General features: G+C 70.2%; 17 protein-coding genes. 5 read left to right on the top strand and 12 right to left on the bottom strand.

Annotated features, from left to right (window positions below):
- Positions 1-32: 32 nt before the first annotated feature.
- Positions 33-2,912 (top strand): AfsR/SARP family transcriptional regulator, encoded by a 2,880-nt coding sequence (locus tag AW272_RS04720; protein ID WP_066361290.1) that lies wholly within the window; start codon positions 33-35, stop codon positions 2,910-2,912.
- On the opposite strand, the gene AW272_RS04725 is transcribed toward AW272_RS04720, so the two are convergent.
- The 3 genes from AW272_RS04725 to AW272_RS04735 are packed head-to-tail and all read right to left on the bottom strand — an operon-like array spanning position 2,902 to position 6,733.
- Positions 2,902-3,972: a methyltransferase gene (locus tag AW272_RS04725; protein ID WP_066361291.1), complete on the bottom strand. Its 1,071-nt coding sequence runs from the start codon at positions 3,970-3,972 to the stop codon at positions 2,902-2,904. The genes AW272_RS04720 and AW272_RS04725 overlap by 11 nt on opposite strands.
- On the bottom strand, positions 3,956-4,333 hold the full coding sequence (locus tag AW272_RS04730) for a YchJ family protein (protein ID WP_275527278.1): 378 nt from the start codon (positions 4,331-4,333) through the stop codon (positions 3,956-3,958). Before AW272_RS04730 ends, AW272_RS04725 begins: the two co-directional genes overlap by 17 nt.
- Positions 4,334-4,384: 51 nt before the next feature.
- A complete protein-coding gene (locus tag AW272_RS04735) occupies positions 4,385-6,733 on the bottom strand; it encodes a PEP/pyruvate-binding domain-containing protein (protein WP_066361293.1) in 2,349 nt (782 codons plus the stop codon).
- A gap of 115 nt (positions 6,734-6,848) precedes the next feature.
- Here AW272_RS04735 and AW272_RS04740 point away from each other — a divergent pair, with 115 nt between their 5' ends.
- Positions 6,849-8,006, top strand: coding sequence for an alkaline phosphatase PhoX (locus AW272_RS04740; RefSeq protein ID WP_066361296.1), 1,158 nt, complete (start codon positions 6,849-6,851; stop codon positions 8,004-8,006).
- Between the two features lie 35 nt (positions 8,007-8,041).
- Here the strand turns inward: AW272_RS04740 and AW272_RS04745 are convergent, their stop codons facing one another.
- Positions 8,042-8,536 (bottom strand): hypothetical protein, encoded by a 495-nt coding sequence (locus AW272_RS04745; RefSeq protein WP_066361298.1) that lies wholly within the window; start codon positions 8,534-8,536, stop codon positions 8,042-8,044.
- Positions 8,537-8,546: 10 nt separating this feature from the next.
- The gene (locus AW272_RS04750) at positions 8,547-9,053 is read right to left on the bottom strand and encodes a MarR family winged helix-turn-helix transcriptional regulator (RefSeq protein WP_066361300.1); all 507 of its coding nucleotides are present in this window, start codon (positions 9,051-9,053) and stop codon (positions 8,547-8,549) included.
- 45 nt (positions 9,054-9,098) lie between these two features.
- Between AW272_RS04750 and AW272_RS04755 the strand changes: the two genes are divergently transcribed.
- Positions 9,099-10,013 carry an EamA family transporter gene (locus tag AW272_RS04755; RefSeq protein ID WP_066361301.1) on the top strand — a complete coding sequence of 305 codons (915 nt, stop codon included), beginning with the start codon at positions 9,099-9,101 and terminating at the stop codon, positions 10,011-10,013.
- A gap of 56 nt (positions 10,014-10,069) precedes the next feature.
- On the opposite strand, the gene AW272_RS04760 is transcribed toward AW272_RS04755, so the two are convergent.
- Genes AW272_RS04760 through AW272_RS04775 form a run of 4 tightly spaced genes read right to left on the bottom strand, consistent with a single transcriptional unit; the run spans position 10,070 to position 14,444 of the window.
- On the bottom strand, positions 10,070-10,798 hold the full coding sequence (locus AW272_RS04760) for an alpha/beta fold hydrolase (RefSeq protein WP_066361302.1): 729 nt from the start codon (positions 10,796-10,798) through the stop codon (positions 10,070-10,072).
- A gap of 5 nt (positions 10,799-10,803) precedes the next feature.
- Positions 10,804-11,733 (bottom strand): winged helix-turn-helix transcriptional regulator, encoded by a 930-nt coding sequence (locus AW272_RS04765; RefSeq protein ID WP_066361303.1) that lies wholly within the window; start codon positions 11,731-11,733, stop codon positions 10,804-10,806.
- Complete coding sequence (locus AW272_RS04770) at positions 11,726-13,234, bottom strand: carotenoid oxygenase family protein (RefSeq protein ID WP_066361305.1); 1,509 nt, start codon at positions 13,232-13,234, stop codon at positions 11,726-11,728. The genes AW272_RS04765 and AW272_RS04770 overlap by 8 nt, the downstream gene beginning before the upstream one ends.
- Positions 13,235-13,238: 4 nt before the next feature.
- Positions 13,239-14,444, bottom strand: a complete 1,206-nt coding sequence (locus AW272_RS04775) for an acetyl-CoA acetyltransferase (protein ID WP_066361306.1) — start codon at positions 14,442-14,444, stop codon at positions 13,239-13,241.
- Positions 14,445-14,482: 38 nt separating this feature from the next.
- On the opposite strand from AW272_RS04775, the gene AW272_RS04780 reads away from it, so the two are divergent.
- Both AW272_RS04780 and AW272_RS04785 read left to right on the top strand, forming a co-directional pair.
- Entirely contained in the window at positions 14,483-15,661 is a 1,179-nt protein-coding gene (locus AW272_RS04780; RefSeq protein WP_066361307.1) for an acetyl-CoA C-acyltransferase, read from the top strand.
- Positions 15,658-16,452 carry a DUF1295 domain-containing protein gene (locus tag AW272_RS04785; RefSeq protein WP_066361308.1) on the top strand — a complete coding sequence of 265 codons (795 nt, stop codon included), beginning with the start codon at positions 15,658-15,660 and terminating at the stop codon, positions 16,450-16,452. Before AW272_RS04780 ends, AW272_RS04785 begins: the two co-directional genes overlap by 4 nt.
- Here the strand turns inward: AW272_RS04785 and AW272_RS04790 are convergent.
- Genes AW272_RS04790 through AW272_RS41785 form a run of 3 tightly spaced genes read right to left on the bottom strand, consistent with a single transcriptional unit; the run spans position 16,440 to position 18,718 of the window.
- Positions 16,440-17,174, bottom strand: coding sequence for a GNAT family N-acetyltransferase (locus AW272_RS04790; protein ID WP_066361309.1), 735 nt, complete (start codon positions 17,172-17,174; stop codon positions 16,440-16,442). The genes AW272_RS04785 and AW272_RS04790 overlap by 13 nt on opposite strands.
- A 15-nt stretch (positions 17,175-17,189) precedes the next feature.
- Positions 17,190-18,245, bottom strand: a complete 1,056-nt coding sequence (locus AW272_RS04795) for a tetratricopeptide repeat protein (RefSeq protein ID WP_066361310.1) — start codon at positions 18,243-18,245, stop codon at positions 17,190-17,192.
- Positions 18,242-18,718, bottom strand: a complete 477-nt coding sequence (locus AW272_RS41785) for a hypothetical protein (RefSeq protein WP_157518324.1) — start codon at positions 18,716-18,718, stop codon at positions 18,242-18,244. The genes AW272_RS04795 and AW272_RS41785 overlap by 4 nt, the downstream gene beginning before the upstream one ends.
- Positions 18,719-18,723: the final 5 nt, after the last annotated feature.

An 18,723-nucleotide genomic window follows, 5' to 3' on the forward strand; every position in this document is an offset into this window, starting at 1 on the left:
CGACAATTCGGGTCCAATCCTGGAGAACACGGGTGGCGGTTCAGGTCAGAGCGCTGGGGCCGCTGGAGCTCGATGGAGCCTCCGCCACCTCGGGCAACGCCCGGCGGGCGCTGGCCGCCCTGCTGGTGCGGCGCGGCTCGGTCGTCGCGGCCGACACCCTGGCCGAGATCGTCTGGGGCGACGGCCCGCCCCGCAACGTCGAAGCCGCTCTGCAGACCGTCGTGTCCCGGCTGCGCGCCGTCCTGCGCGCCGCCGGGCTCGGCGACGCCCTACGGACCCGCAGCCCCGGCTACGTGCTGGAGCTCGACCCCGGCAGCTTCGACGTGACCGTGTTCACGGAGCTTGCGGGGCGGGGCCGCGCCCTCCTCGCGACCGACCCCTCGGCGGCGACGCGGCAGCTCGACGAGGCGCTCAGGTTGTGGCGCGGCCCGGCCTATCTGGAGTTCGCCGACGACGCGTTCGCGGCGGCGGAGATCGCCGGGCTGACCGAGGCCAGGTTCGGCGCACTGGAGGACCGCGCGGAGGCGGCCCTGAAGCTGGGCCGCCCGCAGGAGGCGGTGCCGCCGCTGGAGCGGGTGGTGGCCGAGGCGCCCATGCGCGAACGCCCCCAGGCCCAGCTCATGCTGGCCCTCTACCGCACCGGCCGCCAGGTCGAGGCGCTCGACGTCTACCGGCGCTACCGCGACCTGCTCGACGAGGAACTCGGCCTGGAACCGCAGGCCGATCTGCGCGAGCTGGAAGGACGCATCCTCCGCCAGGACCCCGGCCTGCTCGGCCCCTTCGCACCGGTCGCCGGCAACCTGCCCGCCGCCCGGACCGCCCTGGTCGGCCGGGACGCGCCGCTGACCGACATCGTGACCCGCCTCGGGGCCGGCCGGGTGCTCACCCTGACCGGGCCCGGCGGCGTCGGCAAGACCCGGCTGGCGCTGGCCGCCGCCCACGAGGCGGCGGCGGGCTTCCCCGGCGGCGGCTGGCTCGTCGAGCTGGCCTCGCTGTTGCGGACCGGCTCGGTCGCCGCCGCCACCCTGACCGCGCTCGACGTCCACGTGGCCGACACGGCGGGGCCGCTCGAGCGGCTCGTCGGATATCTCCGCCGTGAACGGCTGCTGCTGGTCCTGGACAACTGCGAGCACGTCGTCGACGACGCCGCCCGGGTCGTGCAGCGCATCGTCGACAGCTGCCCCGGCGTGACCGTGCTGACCACCAGCCGGGTGCCGCTCGGCGTCGAACCGGAACACCTGGTGCCGGTGCAGCCGCTCGTCGACGACTCCGACGCGGTCCGCCTGTTCGTCGACCGCGCCCAGGCCGTGGTGCCCGCCTTCGACCCGGCCGACGCGTCGCTCGACACGGTCGGCGAACTCTGCCGCCGCCTCGACGGCATGCCGCTGGCGATCGAGCTGGCGGCCGGGCGGATGCGCTACATGACCCCGGCCGAGATGCTGAACCGGCTGCCCGACCGGCTGACCCTGCGCAACCCCCACCGGCTGGCCAGTGAACGGCACCAGACGCTGCGGGCGGTCGTCGACTGGTCCTACCAGCTCCTGGAGCCGGCCGACCAGCGGCTGTTCGAGCGGCTGTCGGTGTTCGCGGGCGGTTTCGGCGCCGGCGACGCGGCCGCCGTCTGCGCCCTCGACCCGGTGACCGCCGTCGAACGCGTCGGCGAGCTCGTCGACCGCTCGATGGTCGTCGCCACCGCCGACAGCTCCTGGCAGACCACCAGCTTCGCCCTGCTGGAGACCCTGCGCGACTTCGGCCGCGAACGCCTCGCGGCCCGCGACGAGACCGGCGTCGTCTTCCGCGCCCACGCCGAACACCTGCTCGCCCTGCTCGGCCAGGGCCCCGAGAAGGTGCTCAGCCGCGAGTGCGGCGCCTGGATGGCCCAGGTCGCCGAACGCATGGACGACCTGGGCGCCGCCCACGCCTGGGCCATGGACCACGACCTGACGCTGGCCCTGCGCCTGACCGCCGGCCTGAGCACGTGGGTCGGCCTGCAGATGCACGTCGACATCCTCGGCTGGTGCGAGACCGGCTTCGCCGCGTGGGACGACCACGGCGACCCGGCCGACACCGTGCTCGCCGCGATGACCCTGGCCGTCGCCGCCGACTGCGCGAGCTTCCGCAGCGACCACAGCCAGGCCACGTCCCTGTCGCTCCGGTCCCTGGAGCTGCTGAAGGATCGTCCGGAGCGCGCTTTCCCGCTGTCCGTGCTGGGCGCGCTCGGCCTGCTCCTCGGTGACCTCGACCTCGTCCGCGACACCAGCGAGGAGATCTTCCGCATCGGCCCCGCCGCCGGAGACCACCTGCTCTGCTACGCCCACGTGGTGCTGGTGCTCGCCCGCGCCTACGGCGGCGACCACGACAGGGCGGTCGCCGACGCCCAGGCGTTCCTGGCCCGGGGACGCTCCCCCCTGGAGCTGGCCTGGGGCCGCTACATCCTCGGCGAGGCCCTGCTCGACACCGACCCGCCCCGCGCCGCGATCCTCCTCGAACAGGCCTTCACCGGCGCGAAGGCCACCAACGACCGCCTCGTCTACGGGGCGTCGCTGACGTCACTGGCGTCGGTCAAGATGCGCCACGGCGACCCGCGCGACGCGGTCCCGCTCTACCGCAAGGCCGTCGAACACTGGCACCGCAACGGCAACTGGCTCCAGCAGTGGACGTCGATCCGGGGCGTGCTGTTCCTGTTCATGGCCCTGGGCGAACCGGGGTGGGCGGCGATCCTGCTGGCCGCGATCGACCACCAGGAGAGCGCCAACGAACCCTACGGCCCCGACGCCGAACGCGTGGCCGAGGTGCGGGCCCGGCTGGCGGCCGACCTCCCGCCCGCCGAACTGGCCGAGCTCACCATCCGGGGCGCCCGGATGGACGCGCCGGAGATCCTCGCCTTCGCCCTCGGGCGGCTCAGCGCCTGACCGAACTCAGCACGACGAACTTGGGGTCACCGGCCACCATGACGGCGTTGCCGAACAGCCGCTTCAGCTTGACGTGGTAGCCGAGGTGCCGGTTGCCGACGATCCGCAGCTCACCCCCGGGCCGCAGAGCCCGCTTGGCCTGCGCGAACATGCGCCACGCGGTGGCGTCGGTGACGGCCTGGTGGGAGTGGAACGGCGGGTTGCACAGCACGAGATCGGCCGACCCGGGCTCCGCGTCGGCCAGCCCGTCACCCACCAGGAACTCGGCCGGAGCCTGGACGTTGGCACGGGCCGAGGCGACGGCGGCGTAGGACTCGTCGACGAACAGCACGTCGGCGTCCGGGTTGTCCTTCAGGACGAAGGCCCCGACGATCCCGTTGCCGCAGCCGAGGTCGACGACCCGCTGCCCCTTGCTCGTCTCGGGCAGGTTCTTCAGGAAGAACCGGGTGCCGATGTCGAGCCGATCGCCGCAGAACACCCCGGCGTGGTTGACCAGGTCAAGACCTTCATGGCTGTACGTCACCGGGAAGCGGCTCGTCGCCTGCGCCGGGCGTGGCTCCGTGAAGATCAGCCGGGCCTTCCTGACGGCGAGGGAGGTGCGGGTGGGGCCGAGGATCTTCTCGAACAGGGCCAGCGTGGAGGTGTGGATCTCCTTGACCATGCCCGTACCGACGATCTTCGTCTCTTCGTGGACCGACGGCGCGAGCCGGACGAGCTGGTCTTCCAGCAGCGCGAGGCTCTTCGGAATCCTGACGAGCAACGTGTCGATGCGCGGGGGCGGGCTGTCCAGGACGGACAGCAGCCGCGGCTCCGGCAGCCCGAGCCGGTCGAGGTTGGCCCGGGTGGCCTGCTGGGTCAGATAGGAATCGGTGATCTGCACGGGGTTGTACTCAGCCAGAGCGGTGACCAGCGCGCCCCAGCGGTCGCCGAACACGACGACCGTGCCCCGAGGTTCGCCGAGTTCGTCGAGGAGGTATTCGTCGGCGGCGTCCCAGGCGCGAAACTCGTCGCGGGGGTCGTCGGGATAGCGACGCAGGCCGAGGTCAGAGAGCGGCGACATAGACCCAGCGCCCGTTCTCCCGAGCGAACGTGCTGTGCTCCTCCATGACGCCGGCCTGGCCGCGCTCGGCGTAGTGGGCCCGGAACCTGACCGTGCCCTCGGTGTGGATCGCGGATCCGCCCGTGGTCTCGACGATCTCCAGCTCGGTCCAGCGGGTCTTCCGGTCAAGGTCGAGCCGCTGGGGGCGGGTCGCCGCCGCCCATGTCTGGAGCAGGTAGGCCGTGTCGCCCTTGGCGTAGGCGGAGAACCGCGACCGCATCAACGCCTCAGCGGTCGGCGCCGCCGTCTCGCCGGCGTGAAACCGCCCGCAACACTCCCGATAGCCCTTGCCGGACCCGCATGGACACCCCGTATCAACCACCCGGCCATTGTCCCCCAGCCGAACACCTCAACCGCCCGGCCGGTCCCCCGATCAGTCGAGCACCTCGACAGTCCCCGCCGACCCGTCCACCCGCACCCGCGCCCCGTCCCGGATGCGGCTCGTCGCGTCGCCCGTTCCCACGACGGCGGGGATGCCCAGTTCACGGGCCACGATCGCCGCGTGCGACAGCGGTGCCCCGATGTCGGTCACGACCGCCGCCGCGCGCGGGAACAGCGGGGTCCAGCCCACGTTCGTCACCGTCGTGACCAGGATCTCGCCGGCGGCCAGGTGATCGCCCTCGCTCATCGAGGGGATGACGCGGGCGATCCCCTCGACCACCCCGGCCGCACCCGGGAAGCCGTTGATCGAGCCGTTTCGCGGAGGCAGGCCCGCGTGAGTGCCCGCGTAGTCGGTCCGCCGGTCCGGGTCGGCGGCCCACCGGTCGGGGTCGAAGCGCCCCTGGATCACGCCCGGGTAGGCCGGCAGCGACCGGTAGTGGTCGTAGGTCGCCCGTCGCGCGTCGATCAGCCCGAGCACCGCATGGTCGCCCTTGAGCAGCGAGAGGATCTCGCCGATCCGCAGGTAGAAGACGTCGTCGCCGATCCCGGCCACCGATCCGGCCCGGCGGACCCAGTCGCGCAGCACCCAGAACGCCCGGACCGCCTCCGACCTGGCCTCCTCCCGCGCCTGGACGATCTCGCCCCACCGCCGGATCCGCCCCCAGTAGCGGTAGGCGTTGGTCGGATCGGTCTCCTTGAAGCGCCGCCACGCCGCCCGCGACACCTGCTCCTGCTTGTGCAGCAACTCGATCGGGTCCTCGCTCAGGCCGAGCAGCTCCCGGTCGAGCCACTGGGAGTCCTCGCCCGGACGGGGGGCCGAGAGTTCCAGCTCGTCGGCGCAGCGGTGGCCCCAGCGGTGGGCGTACTCCTGGCGGGACAGGTTCCCCCGCCGCACCTCGCTGAGGCCCAGCAGCGGGCCCATGCTCTCCAGTCGGGCGCCGAATCCGCTGGTCAGCGCGTTGGCGTCGGCCACGCCGACGAGGTGTTCCAGGCGGTTGCGCAGGAAGACCAGGCTGCCGGCGTCCTGGCGTCCGGCGGCGGCCAGGAGGCGGTTGCACTCGCGGAAGTAGGGCTCGATCGCCTCCCGCCACAGGTGGGGCAGGTCATTGCTGACGGCGATCAGGGTCCGCAGGTCGTCGGCGCGGCGCCGGGCGCGGGGCAGCGCCTGGTTCAGCCGCCGAGCATAGGAGAACAGGGCCAGCCTGCCTCTGAGGAGGGGCAGGAGCGCCCGTCCGAGCTGGGATTTGGTCAGCGGCAACAGCGGGATGTCGGTGCCCTCGGGCAGGCGGCCGAAGACGGGCTCCAGGCTGTCGCGGATCACCCGGCTGAGGCCGAGCGACTCGCCGATCGTGAGCAGGACCGACAGGTTCATGTAGAAACGCCCGCCGATGTTGCCGCACATCGGATGCCCGGCGAACTCCCCGGTGATCATGGCGTCGGCCATGAAGCGCTGGATCACCGACCACGTCACGGGCGTCATCACGCTGGGGATGGCCTCGCCGAGGTTGCCGTTGCTCCACAGGTAGTCGCCGCGCAGCGAGTCGTTCCAGATCTCCCGGCGTCCGGTGATCGGCCGGGCCTGCAGGATGTACGGCTTCGCTTCGGCGATCGCCCATTCGACGTCCATCGGCATGCCGTACAGGTTCTCGATGCGCCTGCCGAGGCCCGCCAGCGCCATCACCTGCTCGCGCGTCAGCGTGGGGACCAGCCGCAGGTCACCGGGCACCGGCACGAGCCCGGACGTGCCCGCCATCACGGTCTTCTCGGAGATCGTCTCGTCGATGTGGCCGTCGCGATCGAGGGCGAAGACGTCGGGCGTGACCGTACCGCCCACGACGGTCTCCCCCAGCCCCCACGCCGAGTTGACCACCAGCTTCCCGTCGACCTCGGTGAACATGACCCCGGAGACGGACGCGTCGATCAGTTCCTGGACGACCACCGCCATCCCCGGCCGGTCGATGCCCATCCGCTCCCGATAAGCCCGCGCGCGGTCGTTGTCGAGCGAGTGCCAGCAGCGCTCCACCGCGTCGATCACCGCGGCGGCCCCGCGAACGCCCAGATAGGTGTCGTGCTGCCCGGCGAACGACACGTCGGGCCGGTCTTCGGCCGTGGCCGACGAGCGCACCGCGACCGGCACGTCGTCGCCCATCGCCCGGTAGGCCGCCGTGATCTCGGCGGTCACCTCGCGGTTCATCCCGGCGTCACACGCCGCAGTGGTGACGTGGAAGCCCCCCGGCACCGGCAGCCCCGCCGTGGCGAGCCGCGCGAGGGAGGCGCCTTTCCCGCCGACGGTGCCGACGTCGGCGGAGTCGCTGGTCAACGGCAGGGTATAGGGCCTCATCTCGGGATGATGCCGGAAACTCGGGCATACCAAACCCGTCACGCGCTGCCCGCATCGCGTTCACCGTGTGTAAACATTGGCAGGCTTACAGTCCCGGTCAAGGAGGTAAGAAAACGTGGAAAGACGTAATTTTCTTCGCGCTTCCGTCCTGGGCGCGAGCACCGTCGCCTTCTCCGGAACCCTCTGGCAGGGTGCCGCCCTGGCTGCCCCGGCCCAACCGGCGACCAGCCCCTACGGCGCTCTGCTGGCGGCCGACGCCAACGGCATCCAGCTGCCCACCGGCTTCACCAGCCGGGTGATCGCCCGATCGCGGCAGGTGGTCTCCGGGACCTCATACACCTGGCACGACGCCCCCGACGGCGGGGCCTGCTTCGCCGACGGATCCGGCTGGATCTACGTCTCCAACTCCGAGATCAACCCGAGCGGCGGCGCGTCGGCGATCCGCTTCAACTCGGCCGGCACCGTCGTCTCGGCCAACCGCATCCTGGCGGACACCCGGCAGAACTGCGCCGGCGGCAAGACCCCGTGGAACACCTGGCTGTCGTGCGAGGAGGTCAACCGGGGTTTCGTCTACGAGACCTACCCCTTCGGCGGCACCGCGGTCCGGCGCCCCGCGATGGGCAGGTTCACCCACGAGGCCGCCGCGGCCGACCCGGTCCGCAAGGCCGTCTACCTGACCGAAGACGAGACGAACGGCCGCTTCTACCGGTTCGTCCCCACCACCTGGGGTGACCTGTCATCGGGCAGGTTGCAGGTCATGGTCGCCGGGACCGCCACGAGCGGCTCGTTCACCTGGGCGAACGTCCCCGACCCCGACGGCTCCCCGACGCTGACCCGCAACCAGGTGTCCGGCTCGAAGTCGTTCAACGGCGGCGAGGGCTGCTACTACGCCGACGACACCGTCTGGTTCACCACCAAGGGCGACAACCGTGTCTGGCAGGTCAACCTGGCGAACAACACCTATGAGCTGGCCTACGACGACAGCCTCGTCTCGCCGGGCACTCCCCCGCTGACCGGCGTCGACAACGTGACGGGCACGACCGCAGGAGACCTCTACGTCGCCGAGGACGGCGGCAACATGGAGATCTGCATGATCACCCCAGACGACAAGATCTCCCCGTTCCTCCGCCTCACCGGCCAGAGCTCCTCGGAGATCACCGGCCCGGCCTTCAACCCGGCGGGCGACCGCCTCTACTTCTCCTCCCAGCGGGGGACGTCGGGCTCGTCGTCAGGCGGCATCACCTACTGCGTCACGGGCCCGTTCCGCCGCTGACGCGCGCAAAGGTGGCCGGCCACTCCGGCCACCTTTCATTCCTGCGGTCGACAGGCGTCCAGCCAGTACTGGAAGGTCTCGGTCGTCGCTTTGAGCACGACGGAATCCCCGGGTTTCGCGGGCCAGATCTGCAGGAGATAGTGATCCTCTGTCGCTTCCTCGTCCATTCCCAGGACGTGGTAACGCAGGCGATAGATGCCAGGACCAGCCGGCAACGACACGAAGGGATAGGGCTGCTCGCCCCATTCCCGCAGCCCGACCCGGCCCGACGGGGAGTCGAAGTCGATTTCGACGATGTCCTCGTGACCATCGAGGTCAGGGCCCGGATCCTGATCGGCCACCATCAGGGTGAACGGCACCGTCCCATATTGGATGCCGAAGATCAGCTGGGCGACCCCTTTCCCCTCCAGGAGGATGCCCACGTCAGATGACTGCTGGCAGTCCCAGCTGTCTTTGTATTCTTCGTCCACCAGATATGCCTGGCTGTAGTCGACCGTCAAATCCAGGTTCACGATGTGCGTGACAGACATGGGCGAGATCTTAGGAAGACCTACCGACAGGAGGCGGCTCGAAGACGGCCAGCCATCTCGTCAGGATCTCTTCGAGCCGCGCCGCGTCCTCCGGTAAGAGGGCGTCGAGCAGTCGGCGTTCGTTGGCCATGTGCTCGGTGAACGCCGCGTCGATCAACTCCAGCCCCGCCGCCGTGAGCGCCACCACCCGCCCCCGGCCGTCCGACTCGCTGGGCCGCCGGGTGACGAGCCCGGCCTGTTCCAGCCGGTCGACGCGCTTGGTCATCGCGCCCGTGGTCACCATGGTGTGGGCGGCCAGTTCGCCCGGCGCCCGTTCGTACGGCGCCCCGGCGCGGCGCAGTGCGGCCAGCACGTCGAACTCGCCTTCGGCGAGGCCGAACCGACGGTAGACGAGGCAGAGCCGCTCGGTCAGATGCCCGCCGACCCGGTGCAGCCGACCGATGACCCCGGCCGGGCTGACGTCGACGTCGGGCCGCTCACGGGCCCATTCCTGCTGGATGCGCGCGACGTGATCCATCACACACGTCAGGATATAGCTTCCCGGGAAGCTATATTAACTTCCGTGGAAGCTACCTGGCGGTGGGTGCCGGTGACGGCCATCGCCCCCATCGCGTGGGGAACGACCTACTACGTCACCCACGAATACCTCCCCGCCGACCATCCCCTCTACGGCGCCGTCTTCAGGGCCCTCCCGGCCGGACTGCTGCTGCTCCTGCTGACGAGAAGCCTGCCGCGCGGCTCGTGGTGGTGGCGCTCACTCGTCCTCGGCACGCTGAACATGAGCGTGTTCTTCGCCCTCGTCTACCTGGCGGCCCAGCTCCTCCCGTCCAGCGTCGCGTCGACCATCATGGCGACCTCGCCGATGGTGATGATGCTGCTGGCCTGGGGCCTGGTCTCCGAACGCCCGGCGGTCACCCACCTGCTCGGCGCGGGCGTCGGCGTGGCGGGCGTGGCGCTGACGGTCTTCACCGGCGCCGAAGGGGTGAACCCCTGGGGCGTCGCAGCGTCGGTGGCCGCGATGGTCCTGTCATCGGTCGGCTTCATCCTGGCCAAGCGATGGAGCGGAGGGGTGGACATCCTGGCGTCCACCGCCTGGCAGCTCACCGCCGGCGGCCTGGTCCTGGTGCCGATGGCGATCGTCTTCGAAGGCGCGCCACCCGCTGTGGACGCCCCCGCGATCGGCGCCTACGCCTACGTCTCGGTGATCGCCACCGCGGTGGCCTTCACCGCCTGGTTCACCGGCCTCCGCCACCTCCCGGCGGGCACGGTCGGCCTCATCGGCCTGCTCAACCCGGTGACCGGCGTGCTGATCGGCACCGTGATCGCCGCCGAGACCCTGACCCCGATCCAGCTGGGCGGCCTGGCCCTGACGTTCGCCGGCATCCTCCTGGGCCGCCCGGTCACGTCCAGGCACGGAGCAGATCGGCCGGCTGTGCCGCCAGGGACACGGCGACCAGCGGAATCGGCTCGTCGGTGAGAGCGGCCCGGTATCGCGAGCGATAGTTTCGCTCGCGATACTTTCACTGAGCGAACCTATCGGCGTCGTATCGGGGCGTAGGTCGGGACCGGGTCGTTCAGCAGGAAGTCGCTGATGATCTGGTGGCAGAGGTCGGGCTTCTCGACGAGGAGCCCGTGGGACGTGCCCGGAACCACCGCCAGCTCCCCGTCGGGCAGCGCCCGATAGAGGCTGAGCGCGTGTTCGAGCCGTACCTCGTCGTCGTCGGCGACCATCACCAGCGTGCGCGCCGTGATGTTCTTCAGGTCTTCTTCTCCGTACGCCGGTTCGCGCGCGTGCAACTCCGCCAGCTTGGCCGCGACGACCCGATAGTGGGCCTCACCGTCGGGTGAGACCTCGCCGTAGCCGCGGCCCAGCCATTCGAGCGTGGCCTCGTCGGTGTCCAGCACCCCGGGGAGCCACCCCTCATGGTGGTGGACACCCGCGACCAGGACGAGCCTCCGCACCAGGTCAGGGCGCTTGAGCGCCATGGTCAGCGCGACCGTGGCGCCGTCGCTGCAGCCCAGCAGGTGGGCGGGGCCGATGTGTCCGTCCTGGAAAGCGATCATGTCGTCGGCCATGACGCCGAAGCTGAACGGCCCGGGCACGTCGGGCGTGCGGCCGTGACCACGGCGGTCGGCGCGCCAGACGGTGAAGCGGTCGTCGAGCGCGGCGGCGTTGACGTCGAGGGCGCGGGAGTCGACACCGCCGGGATGCAGCATGAACAGGGGGTCGCCGGTTCCCCGGCGGTCGTACCACGTCTTCATGCGCCTCAAGCTAGCTCGGGACGCTCCACGGCCACATCCTGTCCGCGCAGCGCCGCCCCGCACTTGCCGCAGAGAAGCCGGGGCGCGAACCACTGCCCGCACCCCTGGTGCCGGTAGATCAACGCGGGGCCCTCGGGGGCCTGGAACCATCGCTGGCCCCACGCGATCGACGTCACCACGACGGGAAAGAACGCCCGGCCCTTGTCCGTCAGGTGATAGGTCGTCCAGTCGGCCCGATCGGGTGAGGGCACCTGCTCGAAGATGCCCAGTTCGCGGAAGACCCTCAGCCGATCGGCCACAACGGCGGGGGGCGCGCCGAGGCGCTGCTCGAAATCGCGGAACCGATTCAGCCCCTGGAAGGCGCCGCCGAGAATGGCCGCCGACCATCGATTCCCGATGAGCGTCATGGTCTGGGGAAACAATCCGGCGGCGGAGGACGCGACCCGCCGCCGCGTGGTGCCCGAGGGGACCGATCGCTCCCACCCGCCGGACGGGCCGAAGGTCCCGGCCACGTCGCGGGGAAGCACGGCGTCCAGACATCCGTGACACGCCAGGACGGGCGCGAATTCGGAACCGCACCCCAGATGCACCATGACCGGCAGCGACTCGGCGTGCTGGGGAACCCAGGTGGACTCCCACGCCCAGACCGTGAGGAGCACCGTCCACAGGTCACGTCCGCGTTTGGTCAGCCGGTATTCGAGTCGTCCGCCCGAATATTCGGCCTTCTCGAAGACGGCCATCTCCGTGAGATAGGCCAGCCGCCCGCTCAGCACCGCATGAGAGATCGGCAGCGCCTCCCGCCATTCTCCGTAGCGCCGCACGCCCATGACGGCGTACCGGAGAATGAGCAGGTTCCATTCGTCGCCGACCAGGCCGAGGGTCACCCCGACCGCGTTGGTGCCCCCCGGTTCGAGGGGGGTGGGTGCGTCAGCCAAGCCGGAGGGCCTGTTCCGGCGACTCCGCGGTACGCCAGCCGGGGATCGAATCCCCCGCTGCCCAGGTGGCGTGGGTGCCGCTGGAGATGCGCTCGGGGAGGCGGATCCGGGCCAGTGGGCCGTCAGAGACGCGGGAGGCGTCGAAGATCAGGCACTCTGACCGGTCTTCGTTCATGTCGGTCGTCAGGGTGATGAGGTAGCCGTCGTCCTCCGAGGCGCTGCCGGTGCGCGGGGCCACGGCGGGTTCGCTGCCGTAGACGTTAGGAGGCAGTTTGTACGTCTCCTCTTTCCCGGTCACCAGATCGTGCTTGGTGACACCGTCGAACAGGAACCAGCCCTCGACCCCGGTGGCCGCGTAGGCGTAGCGGTAGTCGACGCCCCCGTACGCGGAATTGAGCACGCCGAATTCGGTGATGGAATCGGTGAGGCGTTCCTCCCGGCACTGACCCGTTTTCAGGTTGAGGCGCCAGCGGTGCAGCTTGGTCTTCATGCGGTCGAGCGCGAGGAAGCGGAACATGCGCTGGTAGTAGCTGCCGTCGCCGATGTCCTTGGGCTCCGGGTCCTCCTGGAAGAAACCGTCGAGGACGATCTCGTCGCCCTCTTCGTAGGCGTTCACCCAGTGCAGGACATAGGTGGACGCGGCCTCGAACCACTGGACCGCGGAACCCGTGCGGGGGATCACGCCGATGCGCAGCGGAATCTCGGGGTGGAACCGCGCGGCGTATTTGCCGCGAGCCAGCAGCGAGGGGTCCCAGAACATCGGGCAGTCGTTGAGGATCGCGTAGTTCTCCGTGAACGCCATGTCATGGGGCAGCCGAGGCCCGGGAAGCGGGACGTCCACATAATGCGTCAGGCGGTTGTCGGCGGAGACCACGCCGTAGTGCATATAGGGCTCGTCGGTGCCGTAGTTGAAGAACAGCAGTTCCCCGGTACGCGGATCGACCTTCGTATGCGCCGACACCCCGCACGCGTAGGGGAAATCCCCGTTCCAGTCGGCCTTCCCGAGCGTCTCCAGGGTCAGCGGGTCGAGCCGGTAGAGGTCACCGCACTGGTAGAAACTCGTCAACGCCACTCCGGCGTGCACCACGACGTCGGTCGAGGAGGCGTCCTTGAGGCGGCCCCGCGCGCCCCAGCCGTCTCGCAGCGACTGCGAGGGCCGCTCGGCCAGCCCGGCCCACAGCGGCTCGCCCGCCTCGGCCTCGGCCAGGAAGCCGTCGGTCTGGATGAAGCGGTTGCGGTAGAAGGCCTTCCCGTCGCGGAAGCCGATCACGTGGATCATCCCGTCGCCGTCGAACGGGTGATAGCGCTCGATGGCCGGATGCACCGGGTTCTCGGTGTTGCGCAGGTAGACCCCGTCAAGATCAAGAGGGATCTCGCCGACCACGTCGAGGTCGGTGGCGCGCCACTCGGTCGTCTGGGGACGCCACGGGCCCGTCCGGTACGGATGATCGTCGTCTTCCGGCAGGGTCGACAGGACCCGTGCGACGACATCGACGTCCACTCTTCTACTCCCCTGTCCCGATCACGAAACTGACGGTCGTGGTCGTGCTGCCGCCGATGTTCAGCGTGCCGAACCGGCCGGCCCCCTCGACCTGGTAGGCCCCCGCGCGCCCACTCACCTGCTTACACGCATCGAGCACCATCCGTACGCCGGTTGCCCCGACCGGATGGCCGCCACCGATCAGGCCGCCGCTGGGATTGACGGGGATTCGTCCGCCGATGGCCAGATCGCCGTTCTCGATCGCCTTCCAGCTCTCCCCCGGCTCGGTGATGCCGAAGTGGTCGACGGCGGCGTACTCCGACATGGTGAAGCAGTCGTGCGTCTCGATGCCGTCGATCTGGTCCAGGGCGACACCGGCGCGGGTGAAGGCGTCGGTGATCGCCCGGCGGACGTGCGGGAGGACGTAGCGGTCCCCGGCGCTACGGGAGAGCTTCTGGGCCAGCGGCAGGCCGACCGTCCGGTGGCCCCAGCCCAGGATCTGGGCCATCGCGGCGCGCTTCATGAACCGGCGGCCGACCAGGACCACGCCGGCGCCGCCGTCGGTGATCTGGGAGCAGTCGGTACGGCGGACCCGGCCCTCGACGATCGGATTGGCCACGTCGTCGGCCTCGAAGCTCTCGGGCGTGAAGGCCCACTTGCGGGTCTGGGCGCTCGGGTTGGCGCAGGCGTTGGAGAAGTTCAGCCGGGCGATCTCGCGCAGGTGGGACTCGTCGATGCCGTACCGGCGGTCGTATTCGTCGGTGAGGGCGCTGAACATGTGCGGCCACATGAACTTGGCGTGCTGGCCCTCGTGGCCGATCCAGGCGGCGGCGCCCAGATGGCCGGCGGCGTCGTCGCCGGGGACGGTGCGTTCCAGCTCCAGGCCGAGGACCAGGGCGGAGTCGTATCTGCCGGACTCGATGTCGGCCATCGCCGCGAGCAGGGCCACGCCACCGGAGGCGCAGGCGGCCTCGTGCCGGGTGGCGGGGACGTCCCAGAGCTCGGGCACGACCGTGGCGGGCATGCCGCCGAGCTGGCCCTGGCCGGTGAAGAGCTGGCCGAAGGCGTTGCCGACGTGGATGACGTCGATATCGGCCGGGGCGAGGCCCGCGTCGTCCAAGGTGCCGCGCACGACCTCCTCGGTGAGGTCGGCGAACTCCAGCCCCTCGCGGGACCAGTTGCGGGCGAAGTCGGTCTGGTAACCACCCAGGACCCATACGGCTTCCGGCATACTTTCCGTACTACAACAAACAGAGTTAGAGTGCAAACGTGTCTGACGTCTACGTCCTCGACTATGTGCGCACTCCCCGGGCCAAGGGCTCCGCGAAGGGGTCTCTGCACCATCGGAGCCCGGTCGATCTGGTCGCCGGCCTGCAGAGGGCGCTCGTCTCCAGAGGGCTCGATCCGGGTGCCGTCGAAGACGTGATCATCGGGTCGGCCTCGCAGGTCGACGAGCAGGGCGGCAACCTCGCGCGGGTGGCCACGTTGCTGGCCGGGTGGGGTGACGGGGTTCCGGGCGGGACGGTCAACCGGTTCTGTGCCAGTGGGATAGACGCGGTGGCGCAGGTGGCGGCGCGAATTCGTACCGGGGAAATGGACCTCGCGGTCGCCGGGGGCGTCGAGAGCGTGTCCCGGGTGGCCATGTTCAGCGACCGTGCGCCGCTGTGGACCGACCCGGCGACGATCGCCGAGGTCGGCTCGATCCACATGGGCGTCGCCGCCGACCTGAACGCGACCATCGACGGCTGGACCCGCGAGGAGCTCGACGCCTACGCCGTCGAGACGCACGCCAAGGCCGCGCTGGCTTGGGACCGGGGTGACTACGCGAACTCGGTGATCCCGGCGACCCGCGCCGACGGGTCCGTCTTCGATCGCGACGAGCTGATCCGGCCCGGCACCACGATGGAGTCGCTGGCCAAACTGCCACCGGCCTTCGCCGACCCGGCCCAGGACGCCATCGCGCTGAAGGCCCATCCCGGGGTCGGGGCCGTGGAGCACCTTCACACGGTCGGGTCCTCCCCCGCTCTCGCCGACGGGGCGGCGCTTCTCGTCCTCGGCACCTCGAAGAGCCCCATCAGACTGGTCGCGTCCGCCACCGCCGCCGTCGATCCGGTGATCATGCTGACCGCCGGGCAGGTCGCGATCGAGAAGGTCATCGCCAAGGCCGGGCTCACCCCCGACGACATCGACGTCTGGGAGTTCGCCGAGGCGTTCTCGGCCCTGTGCCTCAAGCTGCGGCGCGATCTCGGGCCGGGGCCCGAGCGGCTCAACCCCAGCGGCGGGACGATCGCGATGGGCCACGCGTTCGGCGCGACCGGGGCGATCATGGTCGGGCAGTGCGCCGAGAATCTGAAGCGGCTGGGCGGACGTTACGGTGTGGCGTCGGTCAGCGGTGCGGCCGGGCTCGGGGTGGCAGTGCTGATCGAGCGGGTAGACGTCTCCACGTGATCTGGATAAATCTGGCGGCGACCCTCGTGGCCGTCGCCCTCACGATGGCCGCCACGATGGCCTACGCGCTGCGCACGAACAACCAGTCGATCGTCGACTCGGTCTGGGGCCTCGGCTTCGTGGTCGTCGCGGTCGTCTCGTTCGTGCTGTCCCTGTTCATCGGCGAGGGCAACCTCGTGCGGTCGCTGCTCGCACTGGTGCTCACCGCGATCTGGGGGGTGCGGCTGGGTGCGTACATCCATCACCGCAACCGGGGCAAAGGCGAGGATCCCCGGTACGCCGCCATGATGCGCCAGAACAGCGGCCCGGTGGTCCCTTATGTCATCAAGAAGATCTACTTCCCGCAGGGCGCGGTCATGTGGATCGTGTCGTGGCCGGTGCAGATCGCCATGTACCAGCCCCAGGCGCTGAACGTCTTCACCTGGATCGGCGTGGCGTTCTGGATCGTCGGGTTCGCGTTCGAGGCGATCGGCGACGCGCAACTCGCCCGGTTCAAGGCCGACCCGGCCAACCAGGGCCGGGTGATGGACCAGGGGCTGTGGGCGTGGACCCGGCATCCCAACTATTTCGGTGACGCGGCCGTGTGGTGGGGGCTCTTCTTCATCGCCCTCGGCACCCCGTGGGCGCTGGTCACGATCGTGTGCCCGTTGCTGATGACGTACCTGCTGATCTCCAAGAGCGGGAAGGCCCTCACCGAGAAGCGCATGGCGAGGAGCAAGGGCCAGGAGTTCGTCGACTACGTGAACCGGACCAGCGGATTCTTCCCGCTGCCGCCGCGTCAGCGGTCGTAGGCCCACATGTGGAAATGCGGGACCGCCACCTGGAAGCCCATCTTCTCGTAGACGGGCAGGCCGAGTTCGCTGGCCAGCAGCATGGCCGAGGCGGCGGGATCGGCGCAGGCGGCGGCGTAGGTGATGGCGGCCGCGAACCCCTGGCCACGCGCCTCGGGGGCCACCGAGACGTAGTTGACCTCGGTGAGGCCGTCATGGGTGTACGCCGCCGAGGTCGCGACCGGCCGTCCGTCGTCGAGCCGCCCGAGGAACAGCCGCCAGCCGGTGGCGTGGACGTCCGGGCCGAAGAGGAGGCCGGGCCGCCAGCCCGCGCGGTCGAGGGGATAGGCCCGCGCCAGGGTCGCCTCGAACTCGGCGGCGTCGCCGGTGACCTCTTCGATGTGATGCGGCAGGCTCGGCCGCTCCAGAGGCTCGCGGATCATCAGCGGCGGGTGGCCGTCCGGGCGCCACGGCGCGACCGGCTCGGGCAGCGGCCAGCCGCCCCAGAAGTAGAACAGGCCGGAACCCGGCTGCCGGTCGGCGAACGCGATCGCCTCGTCGGCGAGTCTGCCCAGGTCTTTCGGCTCCCGTAGCAGCGTCGCGCCATTGGCGAACCCGGCCGCTCCCCCGAAGTCGGCCAGCCACATGTCGTCGCTACGGGCCACCCGGCCGCCCTGGTGGGCTACGTGGGCGTCGGCCGAAGCGGCGAGTAGGCGGGCGTATCGGGAGAGCATGTCGGTCATACGGGACATTTTGCCCTAGGCAGAGCGTTGCTCGGCGATGCGCCGGCGCATCGCCGAGACGTCCGAGTGGTACGGCAGCGCCTCCAGGATGTCGCAGCACTTGTCCGCCGCGTTCAGCCATTCGAGGGCGAACTTGGCCACGAACCGGTCGTAGAACAGCACCAGGCCGGCACCGGCCAGCAGGAACATCTCCCGGTCGTCCGGACGCGACTGATCGACGGCTTTGCGCAGGTGGCGGGCGGCCTCGGTCAGATATTCGGGTTCGTGCTCGATCCGGGCCCGGCAGGCCGCCGCGCACGCCAGGGTGAGGTCGTCGCGGCTGCCCCACGGCAGGACCACGGCGAGGCGGCCGAAGTCGGCGGGGAACTCGACGGACAGGTGGCGGCACATGGCGGCCAGCACCAGGATCATGGCGTGGTCGTATTCGGGATCGCCCGGCTTCGACTGCTCCATGAGCTCGATCAGGGCGTCGACGCCTTCGGCCAGGTCGTGCGGCTCCTCCGACTGGATGGACAGCAGGTTGCCCAGGGCCAGTAACGCGGGCGGCCGCATCAGGCTCGGCGGGGCTCCCAGCGCGGCGCGCAGGATCGAGAGCCGGCGGCCCTCGAAGGTGCCGGGGTCGTAGGCGGTGAGGCAGGCGTAGAGGGTGCCGAGCATCGCGGCGTGTTCCGGGTCGTCGGGGCGACCGGCGCCGACCTGGTCGAGCGCGGCCAGCGGGTCGCCGATGGCCAGGGCGACCGATCCGAGCAGCAGGAGGGTGTGAGCGTCGTGCGGGTCGTGGCGGGCCGCCGCCCGCAGGTGCCGCCCCGCCTCGATGAGTTCCCGCCCGGTACGCCGGGGCATGACGGCCGCGTCCACGAAGGAGATGCCCAGGCCGGGAACGGCCTGCTCCAGGAGGAGTTCTCCGGCGCGTGAGTGCGCGGTGGCGGCGGCCTGGACGAGTCCGGGGGTGGAGCCCCCGGTCCGCAGGCGCTTGTCGACGACCCGGGCGGCCTCAATCGCGACGGCGGGGCTCGGGTCGTCCTTCAGTGCGCGGAGGGCACGCTCGATTTCCTCGTCCGATGAAGTCATATCGTCATATTGCCGATATTTCGGGGTTCGTTACGAGTGTTCAACGGGAGAAGTTTTGAGGTCGGGTGATTCGTGGCGTGAATCGGCAAAGGTCGAGGGTTTTCTGGGGGGCATATTTCGTGATAGGGGATGGCGGGGAGGTACCTGTCCCATTCTTCCCGGGTCAGGCCTTTGCCGATGATGGCGCAGGCGCTGTCGAGCGGGTGAGAGAGTGCGGTGAAATCCCACAGGGTCACCGACCCTGAGAAGTCGTGAGTGTTGATGGAATCGAGCCAGGAATCACTGGTCAGAGCACGCGACCCGGCCGAGGCCAGGGGAACTTCATAGGCTGAACCGAAGGGTTCGGGCGCCGGCAGCGGAAGAGCGTGCGGCGTCTCCGGATCGGAGACGTCCCAGAGGGCCGCGGAATAGGGCCCGCCGCTCGTCAGCAAGCGCGCGCCATCGGCGCTCAGAGTCGCATTCTGGAAATCCACCCGCG

This window comes from Herbidospora mongoliensis (genome assembly GCF_001570545.1).
GTDB lineage: Bacteria > Actinomycetota > Actinomycetes > Streptosporangiales > Streptosporangiaceae > Herbidospora > Herbidospora mongoliensis.

Bases quoted from the DNA above. Each gene is read 5' to 3' on its own strand.
- AW272_RS04725 (WP_066361291.1), bottom strand. From the start codon at position 3,972: ATGTCGCCGCTCTCTGACCTCGGCCTGCGTCGCTATCCCGACGACCCC.
- AW272_RS04735 (WP_066361293.1), bottom strand. From the start codon at position 6,733: ATGAGGCCCTATACCCTGCCGTTGACCAGCGACTCCGCCGACGTCGGC.
- AW272_RS04745 (WP_066361298.1), bottom strand. From the start codon at position 8,536: ATGTCTGTCACGCACATCGTGAACCTGGATTTGACGGTCGACTACAGC.
- AW272_RS04750 (WP_066361300.1), bottom strand. From the start codon at position 9,053: ATGGATCACGTCGCGCGCATCCAGCAGGAATGGGCCCGTGAGCGGCCC.
- AW272_RS04760 (WP_066361302.1), bottom strand. From the start codon at position 10,798: ATGAAGACGTGGTACGACCGCCGGGGAACCGGCGACCCCCTGTTCATG.
- AW272_RS04775 (WP_066361306.1), bottom strand. From the start codon at position 14,444: ATGCCGGAAGCCGTATGGGTCCTGGGTGGTTACCAGACCGACTTCGCC.
- AW272_RS04790 (WP_066361309.1), bottom strand. From the start codon at position 17,174: ATGACCGACATGCTCTCCCGATACGCCCGCCTACTCGCCGCTTCGGCC.
- AW272_RS04795 (WP_066361310.1), bottom strand. From the start codon at position 18,245: ATGACTTCATCGGACGAGGAAATCGAGCGTGCCCTCCGCGCACTGAAG.